The sequence below is a fragment of the Microbacterium sp. genome (genome assembly GCF_043427715.1).
In the GTDB taxonomy this organism is placed as follows: domain Bacteria; phylum Actinomycetota; class Actinomycetes; order Actinomycetales; family Microbacteriaceae; genus Microbacterium.
The window spans coordinates 66,620-81,816 of the sequence record NZ_JBHWTD010000041.1 but is presented as its reverse complement, the minus strand read 5'-3'; the positions used below and the strand labels follow the sequence as shown (position 1 = coordinate 81,816).

The following is a 15,197-nucleotide window of genomic DNA, read 5'->3' as shown; positions in this document are numbered from 1 at the left end:
ACCTCAGCCTCGCGGCTTCTTCGGCCCGTTCCCGGGGGCGGACCGCACCGTCACCGGGTCGGAGACGACCGTGACCGTCTCATATCCGCGCAGGCCCACCGTCACCGCGACGGTGAGAGCATCGCCCGCGTCCTCGCGCCCGACGCGGTAGGTCGAACGCGTGGCCCCGGCGATCGGCTCCCCGTTTCGGAGCCACTGGTACGTGGTCGTCGTCGGGCGCGGCGACACCGAGAGCTTCGCGCTCACGGTCTTCCCGACGGTGGCCGAACCGGTGATCTTCGGCTCGCCCACCTTCCGGAAGGGTCGGACGAGGCCGTCGATCGCGTCCTGCACGAGAGCGGATGCCGCGTCCACCTGCGCCGCGGTGGGCGTCGTCGCACCGAGCACGATGCGCGCCTTCGCGATCGCACTCGTCAGCGTCCGCACCGAGCCGGCGGTGTAGCGCGAAGCGTCGAGGCCCTCGGCCCGTTCGACGAGCGCGGTGAGCTGCGTCACGTCCGCGCCGGAGCCGGCCACGGCGGTGAGTGAGAACTCGTCGAAGACGCCCCAGGTGCCGGCGTTGGCCTCCGCCAGCGCAGCGGTGACGACGACCTCGCCGTCGTCCCCGACGGTCACAGGCACCTCGGCGGCGTTGAACGATCCCCACCCGGTGAGCTGCAGCGGCGCGTCGACGGTCCCCGCCGCGGTCTCCGCCCGGAGCGTCGCGGTGCCGGAGGTGAACGACCCGCCGTGCGCCACGGCGCGCAGCGCGTACTCGCCGGCGGGGAGGCCCGTCACGGTCTGAGACACGGACGTCGAGTACGCAGCATCCGACCAGAATTTGAAGGCATACGTGCCGGAGGTCGCATCGGCGGACCACTCGATAGCGCCGCCGGATCCGGTCACCGTCCAGGCATCCGCATCCTGCTCTTCGAAGTCGGGATCACGGAGGGCGTTGTCGCTCACGGTGATCGACGCCGACACGTCGGTCGCGCCGCCGGCGACACCCGAGACGACGTAGCTGCCGGGGCCGGTGATCCAGGTGAGGGCGTCCGACCAGGCGACCGGCACCTCTTCGCTGGAGAGGTCGTTGTAGCGGAGGGTGACCGTGTCGGGCAGGTCGATGTCGGCGGCATCCGTCACCGTCAGGCTGACCGGATCGTACGACTCGATCGCGCGCTCGGTGACAGCCCCGGTGTAGACGTACTCGAAGGTGGCGAGCGACTCCAGCGGCCGTCCGGCCGCGTCGAAGAGGGCCTGGTTGTCCCACGCGGAACCGCCGTAGTACTCACCGGCGTCGTCGGGGTCGTACTCGGCGGCGGCCGATGTCGCCCAGCCCGATCCGTCCCGCTCCCAGAGCCGGCGGTTGCGCTCGAGCTCGCTCGCCGGGCCGACCGGAAGCCATGCGGGCTCCCAGTAGTACACGCCGATCCCGGCGTCTCCCTCGACGGCGTCGACCGCCGCGATCACGTCACGGAGGGCCCGGGCCTGCCCCTGCACCGAGATCGGGTACTGCGTCGCCTCGGATGCCAGATCGATGACGTTGCCGTGACCGTCACCGTCCTCGAGGGTGTGCGCCCACGAGGTCTCGGCGACCATGACCTTCTTGCCGTGGTCGCGCGCGATCGTGCTGAGCTCGGTCGTGAGGTGCTCCACCGTGCCGTGCCAGTACGGGTAGTACGACGAGGCGAACACGTCGTAGTCGACGCCGTTCGCGTCGAGCTGCGCCGCGATGTCGGGGTATCGGCCCTGCTCGGGGTTGGTGAAGTGGAGGGCGACGAGCGCATCCGGGAAGACGTCCCGCACCGCCTCGGAACCGGCCTGGAAGATCCGCGACATCGCGGGCCAGCCGGTCTCGCCGGCGACGCCGTTGTTGGTCTCATTGCCGACCTGCACCATGCGCACGTCGACACCGGCCTCCGCGAAGGCGCGCAGCGAAGCGGCCGTGTACGTCGCCGTGGCACCGGCCTTCTCGTTCAGATCGAGCGCGGCCCATGCCTTGGGCGCCTTCTGCTTCGCCGGGTCGGCCCAGAAGTCGGAGTAGTGGAAGTCGACGAGCACGCCGAGTCCCGCCTCGGTCGCCCGGCGGCCCATCTCGACCGCCCGTTCGACGTCGACGTTTCCGCCGCCGTAGCCCTGGCCCGTGTCGGAGTGGAACGGGTCGTTCCACACGCGCAGGCGCACGTCGGTGACGCCGTGGTCGGCGAGCACCTCGAAGAGGTCGGCGCGGCGACCGTCGGCATCCCGGAACCGCACCCCCGACTCGATCAGCGACAGGTACGAGGAGACGTCGACGCCCATCGTGAAGTCAGGCGACAGACCGTCGACCTTCGTCACGAAGACGCCCGCGTCGACGGGGCTGTCCTCGGACGCGGATGCCGCCGACGCACCGCCCATCGTGAGCGCGGCCGCGATGGCCACGGAGATCGTCTTCGTCAGTTTCCGCGTCATCGCGTTCACGTCCCGTCGTCTTCGATCCGGTCACCGTCCCGGCGGGGCCCGGGAGGGGTGGAGCTGTAACCGGTCACAGCAACCGCGAATCAGGATACGCAGAGTCACCGACAGAGGGAAGAGGCACCGTGTCCACACCCTCGACGCTGCGACAGACGGCGCGGGTAGGCTGAGACGTCCCGTGCCCGCCGAGCATCGCGAGCCCCGCCATGGAACTGTCGATCATCGTTCCGACCTTCAACGAAGGTCCGAACGTCGACGAACTCCTGCGCCGCCTCGGCGCCGCACTCGCCGGACGCATGTTCGAGGTCGTCTTCGTGGACGACTCCACCGACGACACCCCGTCGGTCATCGAGACCGCCGGAGCGCGGTCTCCGTTCCCGGGGCGCCTGATCCACCGCGAGGCGGCCACCGCCGGGCTGGGCGGCGCCGTGGTTGAAGGCTTCCGCGCCGCGACCTCGCGCTGGTGCCTCGTCATGGACGGCGACCTGCAGCATCCGCCCGAAGACGTGCCCCGCATGATCACGCGCGCGGAGCGCGGCGACGTCGACGTGGTCGTCGCGTCGCGCTATGCGTCGGGCGGCACCTCGACGGGGCTCGCCGACGCCACCCGCACAGCCTGAGCGACGACGCGTCCTTCATCACGGGCAGCTACCACCTCGTCGACGGCGGCTACTTCGCGCACTGACGCAGACCGACGCGCCGGAACGCGGCGGGCGCCGCAGGTTTTCGCGTCTGAACCGCTCCGGTGCGAAAAACTCCCGCGACACCACGTTCGATTGTGGTATAGAGTCCGATCACTCCTCGTGGGCGAGGAGTGCTCAGCAGGTTTGAGCGATGCAACGGTGGCGACGCGTTCAGCAACGTTCCCGACACCACAACATGCACCCGTAGGAACCCTGCAGACAACAGGACGCCGAGCACGGCTGAAGGGGAAACAGCACCACCCAGGGGGAACTCCGGGGGAGGATTGCCATGGCACTCTCACCCGATACCGGCCCCGTGCCCGTCGCGACGGGCATGTGGTCGCGGATCGCGCGCGCGCACCTCGACGCGGTGCTCGCGGATACGTCGGTCGCGCCTCGGCTCGTCATCCTGGGCTCCGCGCGAAGCGGCAAGTCCGTCCTTCTCCGTCGGATCGAAACACGTTTGCGCTCGGGCATAGACGGGTCGACCGACCCGCTCCGCAGCGCCGTCTACCGCACCCGGTTCGTGGATGATGCGCACCTGCTGAACGACAGCGAGATCGACGAGCTCGATGCCCACCTCGACATCGAGGGGACGGGACTCGTGCTCTCCGGTCGGACCTGGCCGCGCAGCGAACGTCTCCGTTCGCTCGTGCACCGACTCGAGCCGGGCAACCCGGCGATCGTGCTCGGACACCTCGACGAGCGGGACATCCTCACCCGCCTCCAGGCGGCCGGCCGCGTGATCCCGCCAGAGTGCGTGTCAGCCCTCGTCACGATGTGCGGATCCGTCGCCTGGCTCATCATGGAGGCGCTGACGTCCCACGGTGACGGGCGGTGCGATGACCCTTCCCACGAGCGCGTGTCGCGTGCGCTGGGCGAAATCGTCGCGGAACGTCTGCGGACGATCGATCCGGATGTCGCGGCATCGGTGATCCGCATCAGTCTCGGGGCGTCCGCGCGCGGCGAGGACGAGATCGCGCACGGTCACGCGGAAGGCCTGCTGCGACGCAGCGGGCAGTCGATTCCGGTGGTGCGCGCCGCGGTCCTGACGGCGACCCCTGCGACCGACATCATCGAACTGCTCGACGGCGACGAGGCGCCGCTCCAGGCTCCCGACCTCGTCGAATCGCTCGGCGACGTCACCGATGCCCGGCTGGCGCGCGCGCTCATCACCCACGCGGAGGCCATCGCCCCCGAAGACGCCGACCGAGCACTCGAACTCTTCGAAGCAGCCCGTGCTGCCGGCGGCGACGCAGTCGAGATCGCGATGCACACCTCCCGGTTGGCCTGGGACCGGGGCGAGATCGAGGAGGCGGCATCCATCATCGACGCACTGACCCTCCGCGTCGACGATCCGCACCACGACGCGGCTGTCGACCTCTCCGGGTCGATCTGGGCGGCACGCGGATACATCGGCGTGAGCGCAGCGAGTTACCGCGCGCACGAAGTACGCGATCCGCTCGTGCGTACGCACGGTGCGATCGCCGCATTCGCCGCCGGCAACCCGAACCCGCTCCGCGAGTCGCTGGACACCCTGAAGGACACCTACGACGTCCCGACGACGCGGTCCGTCTCGAGCCGACTGCTCCTGCGAGGGCTGGCATCATCGCTCTCGGCGACACCGACGGCGGCGCTCGACGAGCTGATCCGGGCGAGCGACACGTACACCGACTCGCGGGAGACCGGGCCCGCGCCCGAGGTGCCCGCGGTGATCGCCGCGCTCACGGCGGTCGCGTGCGGCGAACTCGCCGAAGCGCACGCCATCCTCCGCGATGCCCTGCGTCGCGGGCACGGCGGCCCGTGGGCGCGCGTCCGGCTCTTGCTCTGGGCCGCCTGGGTCTCCGTGCACCTGCAGCTGCCCGACGAGACGACGGCTCGCCTCAGCGAGATCGATGCAAATCCCACGCCGCCGCGGGGCCGCGACCTGCTCCTCCGCGACGCCGTGATCCTCGCGTTCGCGCGGCGATACGGCGCGAGCGGCGAGCTGCCCGCGCTCTGGGAGCAGATCCGCGACGACGTCCGCCGGGTCGAACCCGACCTCTTCTCCCTCCACGCGCTCGCCGAATTCGTCGTGGCGGCGGCCCAGCTCGGTGAGGCATCCCGTTTCGACGGCGCGCTCGCCTCGTTCCGACACGTCCTGGCGGGACTCGGGAATCCGCCGCTGTGGTCGGCGCACCTGATCTGGGCGCTGTTCCAGCGCGCCGTCGTCGGCGGCGATCTCGTCGAAGCGGACGAGGCCGCCCGGGAACTCGCCGCGCTCCCGCAGCACACCCCGATGATCCAAGCGCTCTCCGCGGCGGCCACCGCCTGGTTGCGCACCCGGCAGGACCGGAGCGTCGACACGAGCGTCGTCACCGATGCGGTCCAACGCCTCGCGGCGTGCGGATTGGCGTGGGATGCCGCGCGGCTCGCCCACCTCGGAGCGGCACACGTCCGCAGCCGGAAGGGCTCCGCGGAACTCCTCGCGCTCGCGCACGCGCTCCACCCGAACGTGGAACTCGCGCCAGATCTCGATCGTCCGCAACCGGTGCGCACCGACGCTGTGCTCAGCGCGCGCGAGAAGGAAGTCGCCGTACTCGTCCTGGACGGGAAGACGTACGCGGAGATCGGTGAGAAGATTTTCATCTCCCCGCGGACGGCGGAGCACCACATCGCCCGCATCCGCCGACGGCTCGGCGCGACGTCGCGCGCCGACCTCATGGCCAAGTTGCGCAGCATCGTCGAGAGCGACGACGAGACCGACTGAAAAGACGGGCCCTCTCGAGCCGCAGTGGGGACTGCATCTGGCCGAGAGGGTCCGCCGAGGCCGTCGCGACCCGCCACCGCGCACGTTTGGGGACGATACGCAGGAACCGCTTGGGGAGCAGCCTGGGTCAGAGGCAGACGGCAATCACACTGTATCGGACACCGCCTCGGAAAACGCACTGATTCGCACGCCGAAGACCCCGATCGGCGCCGGGCCGATCGGGGTGTCCCCGTCAGGCGTCGAGAGTCGTCGACGCCCCGAGCTCACGTCGCGGGGTGCACCCGCCGACGCCGGACCAGGCCGGCGAGGATCCCACCGGCCAACAGCGCGCCCACCCCGCCCCACAAGGCGGGGGCAGCCACCTGCGACCCTGTGTTCGCGAGTTCGCCCCCACCGCCGGCCGGCGCGGCGCACTCCACGGATGCCACCGCTCCGAGCACGATCACCCTGCCGGCTGCGGCCGCCGGGCCGATCCCGTCGTCTGAGGGCAAGGTCGCGTCCACACGCGGCGTCGCCTCCACGCAGACGCCGGCGACGCCCTCGTCGGGCGGCACGTCCGGCACGTAGGAATCGTCGTCTGCGACGGCGACTCCGGGCGCGGCGATCAGCACGAGCGACAGCGCGACAGCGCGCAACATCGTTTTCCCCATTGCAAGCCCCCCAGGCTTCCGACCGAGTCACAGGTTCCCCAACCTGATCGGTATGCGCTCACACTACATCCAGGCCGCGCGAATCGATCTCCCCCTGTCCCCCTAATCCGGTCTCGGCAGCCAGACCCAGGGGTCGCCGACAATTAGGGTTCTCCCCCTATTGGACCGCCGACGCGAGCCGAGTAGCGTTCCCGGTGTCGCAGCCCGATGCGCAGTGGGGAGCGTAGCGAGACAAGACGCGACGGCATGACGGCTGGGGATCGCTTTGGGGGAATCTCCCTCGCCCGTCGGGCTCTTCGTGCGGCTGTGCTCATCCGAGCTCACCGCACGAAGAGCCGACCGTCCGCACGGTTCACGATGTCCGTGAGCCCTTTGATCCACCCGCGGGACCGCAAACGTGAGGAAGCTCTCACCGAACCGGAACTGCGAGAACTTCGAGCTATTGTGTGCTCGATTCCGAAGGTGAACACCGATCCCGATCGGCACCACGATGTGCCGGCGGGGGGGATCGGTACACCGGGATGCCGTCCGATCCATGAGCAGCATCCGCCTCTCGAGGCTCGGACCAGACGCCGTCCCCGCCCACGGATCCCGGATCCACCGCACGCCCCCGCGGTGGATCCGGGCCCGGGGCGGGGACGGTCATTTTTCGTGGTCGCCGAGGTGAACGGCGATTTACCTGATGTTTACATCCCGCCCTCGCGCAACCGGTCAGAGCGCGCTACAGTGACCGACGAGTGGACCGTGCGGCCGGGGGGTTGCACGGAGGTTCGGGGAAACCGTGAAGCTCACTTGGGGAAATATGCAGCCGCCGTCAGGTGGCTGCAGTGACGCACATTGCTTGGGGGCAAGATGCGGACACTGTTCGATGTCTGTGGGGGCGCTCGATGAGCGCGGCGGAAGGGCTCTCGCCCACCTTCGCGCTGTCCGGGCTCGACCCGTTGACAGCCGTTCGACGCAGGACAGCTGAGGCGCCGCGGGCATCCGCCGCGCTCGTCAGCCGTCAGCAGTGGGAGCGCCGCTTCCGCATGCGCCTGCGTGCCAGCGACACCGCGGTCGTGGCGCTTTCGTGCGCCTTCGCGACCGCGGTGTCGTTGGGAACGGTCGCCCCCACAGGCATCGACACCATCCCCGTCAGCGCCGGCGCCATCGCCGCCGCGACCGCGACACTCTGGTTCGCGGCGCTCGTGCTCTTCAACACGCGGTCGACCAGCGTCGTCGGGATGGGAGCGGCGGAGTACGCCCGTGTCGCACACGCGACCGGTCTCGCATTCGGCATGCTCGCGATCCTCTTCGTCGTCTTCGAGTGGGAGGGGATCCGCACGCAGCTGTTCACGGCCCTCCCCCTCGGCACCGTCGCACTCATCGCATCGCGATGGGGGTGGCGCCGGTGGCTCGTCGCCCAGCGCGCCGACGGCGGATACGCCTCGCGCACGGTCGTCGTGGGGTCGCGCGACGACGTCGAATACGCGATCCGCGCGCTGGGGCCCGCGGGGCAGCTCGGCTACCTCGTCGTCGGGACCGCGATCCTCGAGGATGCCGACGACGCCGCCGATGCGGAGTCCGTCCGGACCCGCAACGAAGAGGCGGTGCTGCGCGCGGCATCCGTCCACGAGAGCGACACAATCGTCGTCGCCAGCCAGCCCGCCGGAGACCCGTCGTACATCAAGCGGCTCGCCTGGGCGCTCGAGGGCACCGCCGCCGAACTCGTCATCTCGAGTCGGCTCGCCGATGTCGCCGGCCCGCGCATGACACTGCGCCCCGTCGAGGGGATGCCCCTCATCCACGTGAAGATCCCGAGCTTCGAGGGCGCGGCCTACTACGTGAAGCGGGCGCTCGACATCGCGGCATCCGCCGCCGCACTCCTCGTGTTCGCGCCGGTCGCCGCAATCATCGCCGTCGCCATCAAGCTGGACGACGGCGGACCGGTCTTCTTCCGGCAGGCCCGCGTCGGTCGCGATGGCCGCGAATTCGCGATGCTCAAGTTCCGGACCATGCGAGTGGATGCCGAGACGGAACTCGCCGCACTGCTCGCGGCGAACGAGGGCGCGGGCCCGCTCTTCAAGCTCAAGCGCGACCCGCGGGTGACTCGCGTCGGTCAGCGCCTGCGGACCTTCTCGCTCGACGAGGTGCCGCAGTTCTGGAACGTCCTCCGCGGCGACATGAGCGTCGTCGGGCCTCGTCCGCCGCTCCCCGCCGAGGTCACCGCCTACGACGGCACCGTCTTGCGTCGGCTCTACATCAAGCCGGGCATCACCGGGCCCTGGCAGGTCGGTGGACGCAGCGACCTCACCTGGGAGGAGAGCGTCCGGCTCGATCTCCGCTACGTCGAGAACTGGACCGTCATGACGGACCTCGTGCTGATGTGGCGAACCCTCAAGGTCATGGTCACCCCCGAAGGAGCGTACTGATGGTCCTCGAGTTCCCGCAGCGCATCAACACCGCCGAGGCTGAGCACCTGCTCGAGACGAGGTCGCGGTCGACGAAAACGCTCGAGATCGCGATGATCGGCACCCGCGGTGTCCCGGCGTCGTACGGCGGGTTCGAGACCGCCGTCGAGGAGATCGGTCGGCGACTCGTCGACCGCGGGCACGCGGTCACGGTCTACACGCGCGGGTCGTCCCGCCGCGAGCGCGAGTACCTCGGGATGAAGGTCGTGCACCTTCCGGCGATGCCGGTCAAGCAGCTCGAGACACTCAGCCACACGGCGCTCTCAGCCGTCCACGCGTGCGTCCATCGGAAGCCGGATGCCGCGTTCGTCTTCAACGCCGCGAACTCGCCGTTCGTGCCGGCGCTGCGCGCACGAGGCATCCCGGTCGCGCTCCACATGGACGGCCTGGAGTGGAAGCGATCGAAGTGGGGCGCGCGGGGACGCGCGTACTACCGCTGGGCCGAAGCGCACGGCGTCCGGACCGCGGACGCGCTCATCGCCGACGCACCCGGCATCGGCGAGTACTACGACGCCGAGTTCGGCGTGCCGACGGAGCTCATCCGGTACGGCGCACCGCTCCTCGACGCGGCATCCGCCGACGGTATCCGGGAGCTCGGGCTCACGCCCGGCGGGTACCACCTCGTGGTCGCCCGTTTCGAGCCCGAAAACCACGTCCTCGAGATCGTCGAGGGCTACCGCGCATCGTCGGCCGAGAAGCCGCTGGTCGTCGTCGGCTCGGCGCCGTACGCCGCCGAGTACACGCAGCGCGTCCGCGCCGCCGCGGGTGACGACGCGCGCATCCGGTTGCTGGGCGGCATCTTCGACCAGGACCTGCTCGACGCGCTGTACTTCCACGCGCAGACGTACCTGCACGGCCACTCCGTCGGAGGGACGAACCCGTCGCTGCTCCGCGCGATGGGCACGGGGACGGCCGTCATCGCCTACGACGTCGGCTTCAACCGGGAGACGCTCGACGAGCACGGACTGTTCTTCGCGGATGCCGCCGAGGTCACGCGCCACGTCACCACGCTCGAGACGGACCCGGACGGCGCCGACGCACTCGGCTTCCGCGGCAAGGTGCGCGCCTCGAGGGACTTCAGCTGGGACGAAGTGGCGACGGCGTACGAAGACCTCGCCGCGCGCCTCGCCCTCGGGGAGTCGGTGCACCCGCTGGCACGTCGTGCACGGCGGGTGTCGGCCGGGCACGGGAGCGGGGGATGAAGGCGAGGAACGCCATCTTCGCGGTGTTCTTCTTCGCCGGCCACTTCGCCCGCACCGTGATCCCGCGAGTGCTGAGCGCACCGCGCTGGGCGCTGGCCACCGCGAGCCTGGTCGCGCTCGCGTTCACGGGGGTCTCCCTCACACTCACGGCGTCGGCAGGACGGCACGCCCTCGAATTCGCCCCGCTGACGATCCCGTTCGTCCTGGTGTCGATCGCCGTCAGCGTGCGCCTGGCGCATGCGCTCGATCGGCGCGCGGCCGCGACCGCCCCGGTGCGCTGGATCTCCTGGGTCGGGCGCAACTCCGTCGTGTTCTACCTGACGCACGTGCCGTTGATGCTCGTGGTCTGCGCGCTCGCACGGCACACCGTCGGCGATCTCGGCCTGTGGATCGTCGGCGTCTGCTTCGCGATCGCACTCGGAGGCGGCATCCCGCTCGCCCTCGCGAACCGGCACCCGAGCGTCTCGTGGCTGTTCCGCGCACCGGGCCTCGGCAAGGCCGACGCGCGACGCGCCCTGGAGGTGCCCGCATGAGCACGACCGAGACCGCACCCGCGACGCCGGACACCGACCCTTCCACCGTCGACGCCGCCGTCGCACGACGGCTCGGCACCCGGCGGGGCATGCTCGCGTCGGTCGGCGGCAGCGCTGCCGCGCGCCTTCTGGTGATGCCGGTAAGCGCGCTGCTCGGCATCCTCGTGACCCGTCTCATCCTCGACAACTACGGTGAAGCGACCTACGCCCAGTACATGCTCCTCGTGGGTGTCGCGGCGCTCCTGCCCTTCGCGGACCTTGGGCTGTCGGCGGCGATCCTCAACGCGGCATCCGCTGCGAAGAACCCCCGCACCGACGCGCACCTGCGCGGCGTCCTCGTCTCGTGCATGCGCCTGCTCGCATGCTGCGCGATCGTGCTCGTCTCGGTCGCGATCGCGATCTACGCGCTCGGGTACTGGGACGTGCTGCTCGGCGGCGGACTGAGTCTGGAGTCCGGAGCGCTCGCCGCGACGATCTGCCTCGCCGTGCTCGCGCTCAACCTCCTCGTCTCGTTCGGCCAGCGCATCCTGATCGCGCTCGGGCTCTACACCCTGGTCGTGCTCCTCAGCGTACTGCAGACACCCGTCGTGCTGCTCGTGCTCTGGGTGACGATCTCCACCGGAGCCGACGGCGGGTACATCGCCGTGGCGTCGTACGCGGGCACCTTCCTCGTCAGTGTCATCGCGTTCGTCATCGCCGTGCGAAGGATCTCACCGGCGATCGGCGTCGCGATCCGGCAGAGTCTCAGCCCGCAGGTCCGCGGCGAGCGTGTGTTCAACGTCGCCTGGCCGATGCTCGTGCAGATGATCGCGCTGCCGATCGCGATGTCGTCGGACCGGCTCGTGCTCAGTCACCTCGGCTCGCTGGACGACCTCACCGAGTACAGCCTCGCCATGCAGATGTTCAGCCCAGCACTCGGCGTGCTGACGTCGGCGGGCGCCGCACTGTGGCCCGTCTTCGCCCGCGCCCGCTCGGCGGGGGTCGACGCCCCGTATTCCCCGCACGCGATGGCGGGGATGTTCGCGGTACTGGCGGTCGCAGGCTGCGGGCTGATCTTCGTGCTGTCGGGGTGGCTCGCCGACCTCGCATCAGGCGGTCGCATCCAGCTCGGCTGGCAGATCCTGGTCGCCGGCAGCGTCTTCATCGTCGTCCAGGCCGTCAAGCAGCCGTACGGGATGGCGCTCACCGATGCGCGAGGACTCGCGTTCCAGGCGGTCTGCGCGGTCGTTCTCCTCCCCGTGAACCTCGGGCTGACGATCGCGCTGACACCGAGCCTCGGCGCTCCGGGCCCGCTCATCGGCTCCATCGTCGCCGTCGTCGCATGCCAACTCGTACCCAACGTCATCCTCGTCCGACGCCGTGCCCGGCGCCCCGCATCTGCGGGCGAGCCCCTCGAGTCAGGAGACCGCCATCAGTAACGTGCTGTCAGCAGAGCCCCCCGTCCGCACGGCGGCGGTGAGGCTCGCGCAGGTCGGCGACTACTCCGTGTCCAACTGGGGCGACCAGTTGTACCCGGGCGTCACCGGCCACCTTCTCAGCCGCATCGGCCTCCAGGCGGACGTCGAGCACTTCGCCCCGCTCGCCGGCACCACCCTTTCGGGCGAGCCGATCCGACCGCTGCGGCAGATCCGGCACGCGGATGCCGCGGCGGTGCTCGTCGGCGGCGGCGACCTGGTGCGGTTCGACACCACCACGGTCGCGCTCGACCACATGGCGATCCCGCAGGCCCAGCGCCACGGCCGGTTGCTCCGACTCCGGGCCGAGTGGTTCGCCCGGCGTCATTTTCTCGCCGGTCCAGGCGTATGGCTGCCGCACGACGACTGGGTGCCGGGCGCGCCCACGGTCCTCGTCTCCGTCGGCGCGCGCCGGATGGCCCACAATGCGCAGGCGAGAGCCGCGGTGAGCCGGGTCAAGGGCGTCTGGGTGCGGACGTCACACGCGGCCCAGCAGTTCGAGGCGGCCGGCGTCGACCCCGGTCGCGTCGTCCTGGCGCCCGACATGATCTTCGCCCACCCGGCGCTGGCCAACCAGGAGGGCGCGGCGCGGCGCGGTCGGGAGATCGTGCGGAACCGGCTCGGGGTGGAGGAACCACTCGTCGTGTTCCACGCCGCCGCGTTCCACGGCTGGCCGGAGGCCCGGGTCGAGGCCGCGCTGCGTTCGCTGGCGGGTCTTCCCGTCGCCGTGCTGTCCCTCGGCGCCTACTCCGGTGAGGATCGCGCGCTCGCTGCGGCCGCGCACCGCACCGGCACCCACGCGCTCATCGGGCTCGAAGCGAGCGAGATCATCTGCGTGCTGGCCGCGGCGGGTGTCGTCTTCACGACGAGCATGCATGCGGCGATCGTGGCGGGCTCCTTCGGGACACCGGTCCTGACTCCGGGCGTCGCGAAGACGGCCGAAGCATTCGCGGCATGCCCCGTCCCGCCTCGTGTCGAGGGCGTCAGCGACGAAGACCTCGCCGCGACCGTCCGCGCCAGACGCGGCGAGCGCATACGGCACGATCCGGCGCCGAACGCGGCGGCGGCCACCGAGGCCATGACCTCGGTCCTCGGCCTGGCCGGTGTGCTGTGACCGCGCCGTGGACGGTGCTTGCGGCGCACCCCGGCGCCGAACTGTTCGGATCCGATCGGATGCTGCGCGAGTCGGTCGCCGGGTTCCTCGAGGGCGGCGCGCGGGTCGTGGTCGCCGTGCCCACGGACGGCCCGCTGATCGATGAGCTGCGCGCGCTCGGCGCGGAGGTCGTGATCGCCCCCGGGCTCGTGCTGCGGAAGGCGCTCCTCCGCCCCTCGGGGTGGCTGCGGCTGCTCCGCGACAGCCTCCGCGGCATCGGCTCCGCGTGGCGGATCCTCCGCCGCGTGCGCCCCGATGCCGTCTACGTGAGCACGATCACGGTCCCGCTCTGGCCCCTCGTCGCGCGAGTGCGCGGCATCCCCACGATCAGCCATGTCCACGAGGCGGAAGCGTCGGCGAGCCCGGCGCTGAACCGACTCCTGTACGTACCGCACATGCTGTCGCGCGAAGTGCTCGTCAACAGCCGCTTCAGCCAGGCGACGATCCGGCGTGCACTGCCCAGGCTCGCCCCGCGGACGGAGGTCGTGCTCAACGGCGTCGCCGGCCCCACACAGCCCGAGCCGCCCCGGGTGGACCCCGCCGGCCCGCTCCGCGTCCTCTATATGGGGCGGCTGTCACCGCGCAAAGGCCCCGACCTCGTCATCTCCGCAGCCGAGCTCCTGGCTCGAGACGGCGTCCGAGTGGACGTGACTCTCGTCGGCGACGTCTTCCCCGGGTACGAGTGGTTCGGCGACGAACTGCGCCGTCAGGCATCGGCGGCGTCCGCTCACGTGTCGGTGCGCTTCGCGGGATTCCAGCCCGACGTGTGGAGCTACGTCGCCGCCGCCGACATCGTCGTCGTGCCCTCGCGAATCGACGAACCGTTCGGCAACACCGCCGTCGAGGCCGTACTCGGCATGCGACCGGTCATCGTCGCCGACACGAGCGGGCTCCGCGAGGCCGCCGACAACTACACGACGGCCAGGATGGTGCCGGTCGACGAACCTGCCGCGATCTCGGCGCAGCTGCGCGCGATCTCGGAATCGTGGGCCGCCATGCGTGCGGACGTGGCGGGCAGCCGGGCGGAAGCACTGCGTCGCCACGCACCGGAGTCGTACCGCGCCGCAGTCCGCCGTCACGTCGAGCGAGCAGCCCGCTCCGACTGGCCGTCACGCACCGCGACCGCTCGGCGACGCGGGAGCAGACGATAGGTCCTCAGCCCGCGGCCCTTGGCGACGTCGTTGGGCAGATGCGCCACGCCGGCGAGGTACGCCCGGCCTTCGTCCTGCGCTGCGTCCCACGAGTAGGTGCTCGCCACCTTGCGGCTCGCGTGGATCACGGCGGCGGCATCGATGACGCCCATGCGGAGCCCGGCCTCCTCCATCAGGTACGCCCACTGGAAATCGAGCCCCCAGCCCCAGCGCAAGTCGGCCGGGAACGGCAGGAGCAGGTGGGCGGCATCCGCTCGGATCAGGGTCACCGGTCCGATCTCCACGAACCGCGTCGTTCGCGCGACGCTCAGCAGTCGTCGTTTGGCGACCGACCAGTTCGCGTTGCTGAACCGCGTCTGTGCGGGCTGCGCCAGCGCGAGGTCGAGCCGCTCGCAGACCTCGATCGCCAGATCGAGGAAGCCGCTCGGGAGGACGACGTCGTCGTCGATGATCACCAGCCAGTCCACCGCGGTCAGCTCCCGCACGAGGACGTTGAGGTTCTGGAACTTTCCGGCAGTGAGGTGATCGGCGCTCGTCTCGGCGCGGAGCTCGGCCGGGACGTCACCCATCGCGCCGAGGGCCACCACCACGTCGTGCCGGGACGCGCGCAGCTCGACGACCGCGGAGCGTATCGGCTCGGCCTCCCGATAGATCCCGACGACCCCGACGCGCCTGGCAGGCCCGGTCCGAATCCCCCGGAACGCCCGCGCGAACGCGTCGTCCATCGCCTCCGCCGTGC

At 70.7% G+C, this 15,197-nt stretch carries 11 protein-coding genes; 8 read left to right on the top strand and 3 right to left on the bottom strand.

The annotated features are described in order from the left end of the window. Positions 1-3: 3 nt before the first annotated feature. A complete protein-coding gene (locus ACHFGS_RS04310) occupies positions 4-2,430 on the bottom strand; it encodes a glycosyl hydrolase 53 family protein (RefSeq protein ID WP_394279788.1) in 2,427 nt (808 codons plus the stop codon). Positions 2,431-2,639: 209 nt separating this feature from the next. On the opposite strand from ACHFGS_RS04310, the gene ACHFGS_RS04305 reads away from it, so the two are divergent. Next, positions 2,640-3,053: a glycosyltransferase gene (locus tag ACHFGS_RS04305; RefSeq protein ID WP_394279789.1), complete on the top strand. Its 414-nt coding sequence runs from the start codon at positions 2,640-2,642 to the stop codon at positions 3,051-3,053. 352 nt (positions 3,054-3,405) lie between these two features. Then, complete coding sequence (locus ACHFGS_RS04300) at positions 3,406-5,865, top strand: LuxR C-terminal-related transcriptional regulator (protein WP_394279790.1); 2,460 nt, start codon at positions 3,406-3,408, stop codon at positions 5,863-5,865. A 263-nt stretch (positions 5,866-6,128) separates the two neighbouring features. On the opposite strand, the gene ACHFGS_RS04295 is transcribed toward ACHFGS_RS04300, so the two are convergent. Further along, positions 6,129-6,503, bottom strand: a complete 375-nt coding sequence (locus ACHFGS_RS04295; RefSeq protein WP_394279791.1) for an LPXTG cell wall anchor domain-containing protein — start codon at positions 6,501-6,503, stop codon at positions 6,129-6,131. A gap of 899 nt (positions 6,504-7,402) precedes the next feature. On the opposite strand from ACHFGS_RS04295, the gene ACHFGS_RS04290 reads away from it, so the two are divergent. From ACHFGS_RS04290 to ACHFGS_RS04265, 6 genes are all read left to right on the top strand, one after another. Further along, entirely contained in the window at positions 7,403-8,926 is a 1,524-nt protein-coding gene (locus tag ACHFGS_RS04290; RefSeq protein WP_394289175.1) for a sugar transferase, read from the top strand. A gap of 92 nt (positions 8,927-9,018) precedes the next feature. Then, positions 9,019-10,167, top strand: coding sequence for a DUF1972 domain-containing protein (locus tag ACHFGS_RS04285; RefSeq protein ID WP_394280185.1), 1,149 nt, complete (start codon positions 9,019-9,021; stop codon positions 10,165-10,167). Next, a complete protein-coding gene (locus tag ACHFGS_RS04280) occupies positions 10,164-10,700 on the top strand; it encodes an acyltransferase family protein (RefSeq protein WP_394280184.1) in 537 nt (178 codons plus the stop codon). Before ACHFGS_RS04285 ends, ACHFGS_RS04280 begins: the two co-directional genes overlap by 4 nt. After that, positions 10,697-12,118 (top strand): lipopolysaccharide biosynthesis protein, encoded by a 1,422-nt coding sequence (locus tag ACHFGS_RS04275; protein WP_394280183.1) that lies wholly within the window; start codon positions 10,697-10,699, stop codon positions 12,116-12,118. Before ACHFGS_RS04280 ends, ACHFGS_RS04275 begins: the two co-directional genes overlap by 4 nt. A gap of 1 nt (position 12,119) precedes the next feature. Continuing rightward, complete coding sequence (locus ACHFGS_RS04270; RefSeq protein WP_394280182.1) at positions 12,120-13,268, top strand: polysaccharide pyruvyl transferase family protein; 1,149 nt, start codon at positions 12,120-12,122, stop codon at positions 13,266-13,268. Beyond that, complete coding sequence (locus ACHFGS_RS04265; RefSeq protein WP_394280181.1) at positions 13,265-14,458, top strand: glycosyltransferase family 4 protein; 1,194 nt, start codon at positions 13,265-13,267, stop codon at positions 14,456-14,458. The genes ACHFGS_RS04270 and ACHFGS_RS04265 overlap by 4 nt, the downstream gene beginning before the upstream one ends. On the opposite strand, the gene ACHFGS_RS04260 is transcribed toward ACHFGS_RS04265, so the two are convergent. Continuing rightward, a complete protein-coding gene (locus tag ACHFGS_RS04260) occupies positions 14,383-15,183 on the bottom strand; it encodes a hypothetical protein (RefSeq protein ID WP_394280180.1) in 801 nt (266 codons plus the stop codon). The two genes, ACHFGS_RS04265 and ACHFGS_RS04260, sit on opposite strands and share 76 nt — an antisense overlap. Positions 15,184-15,197: the final 14 nt, after the last annotated feature.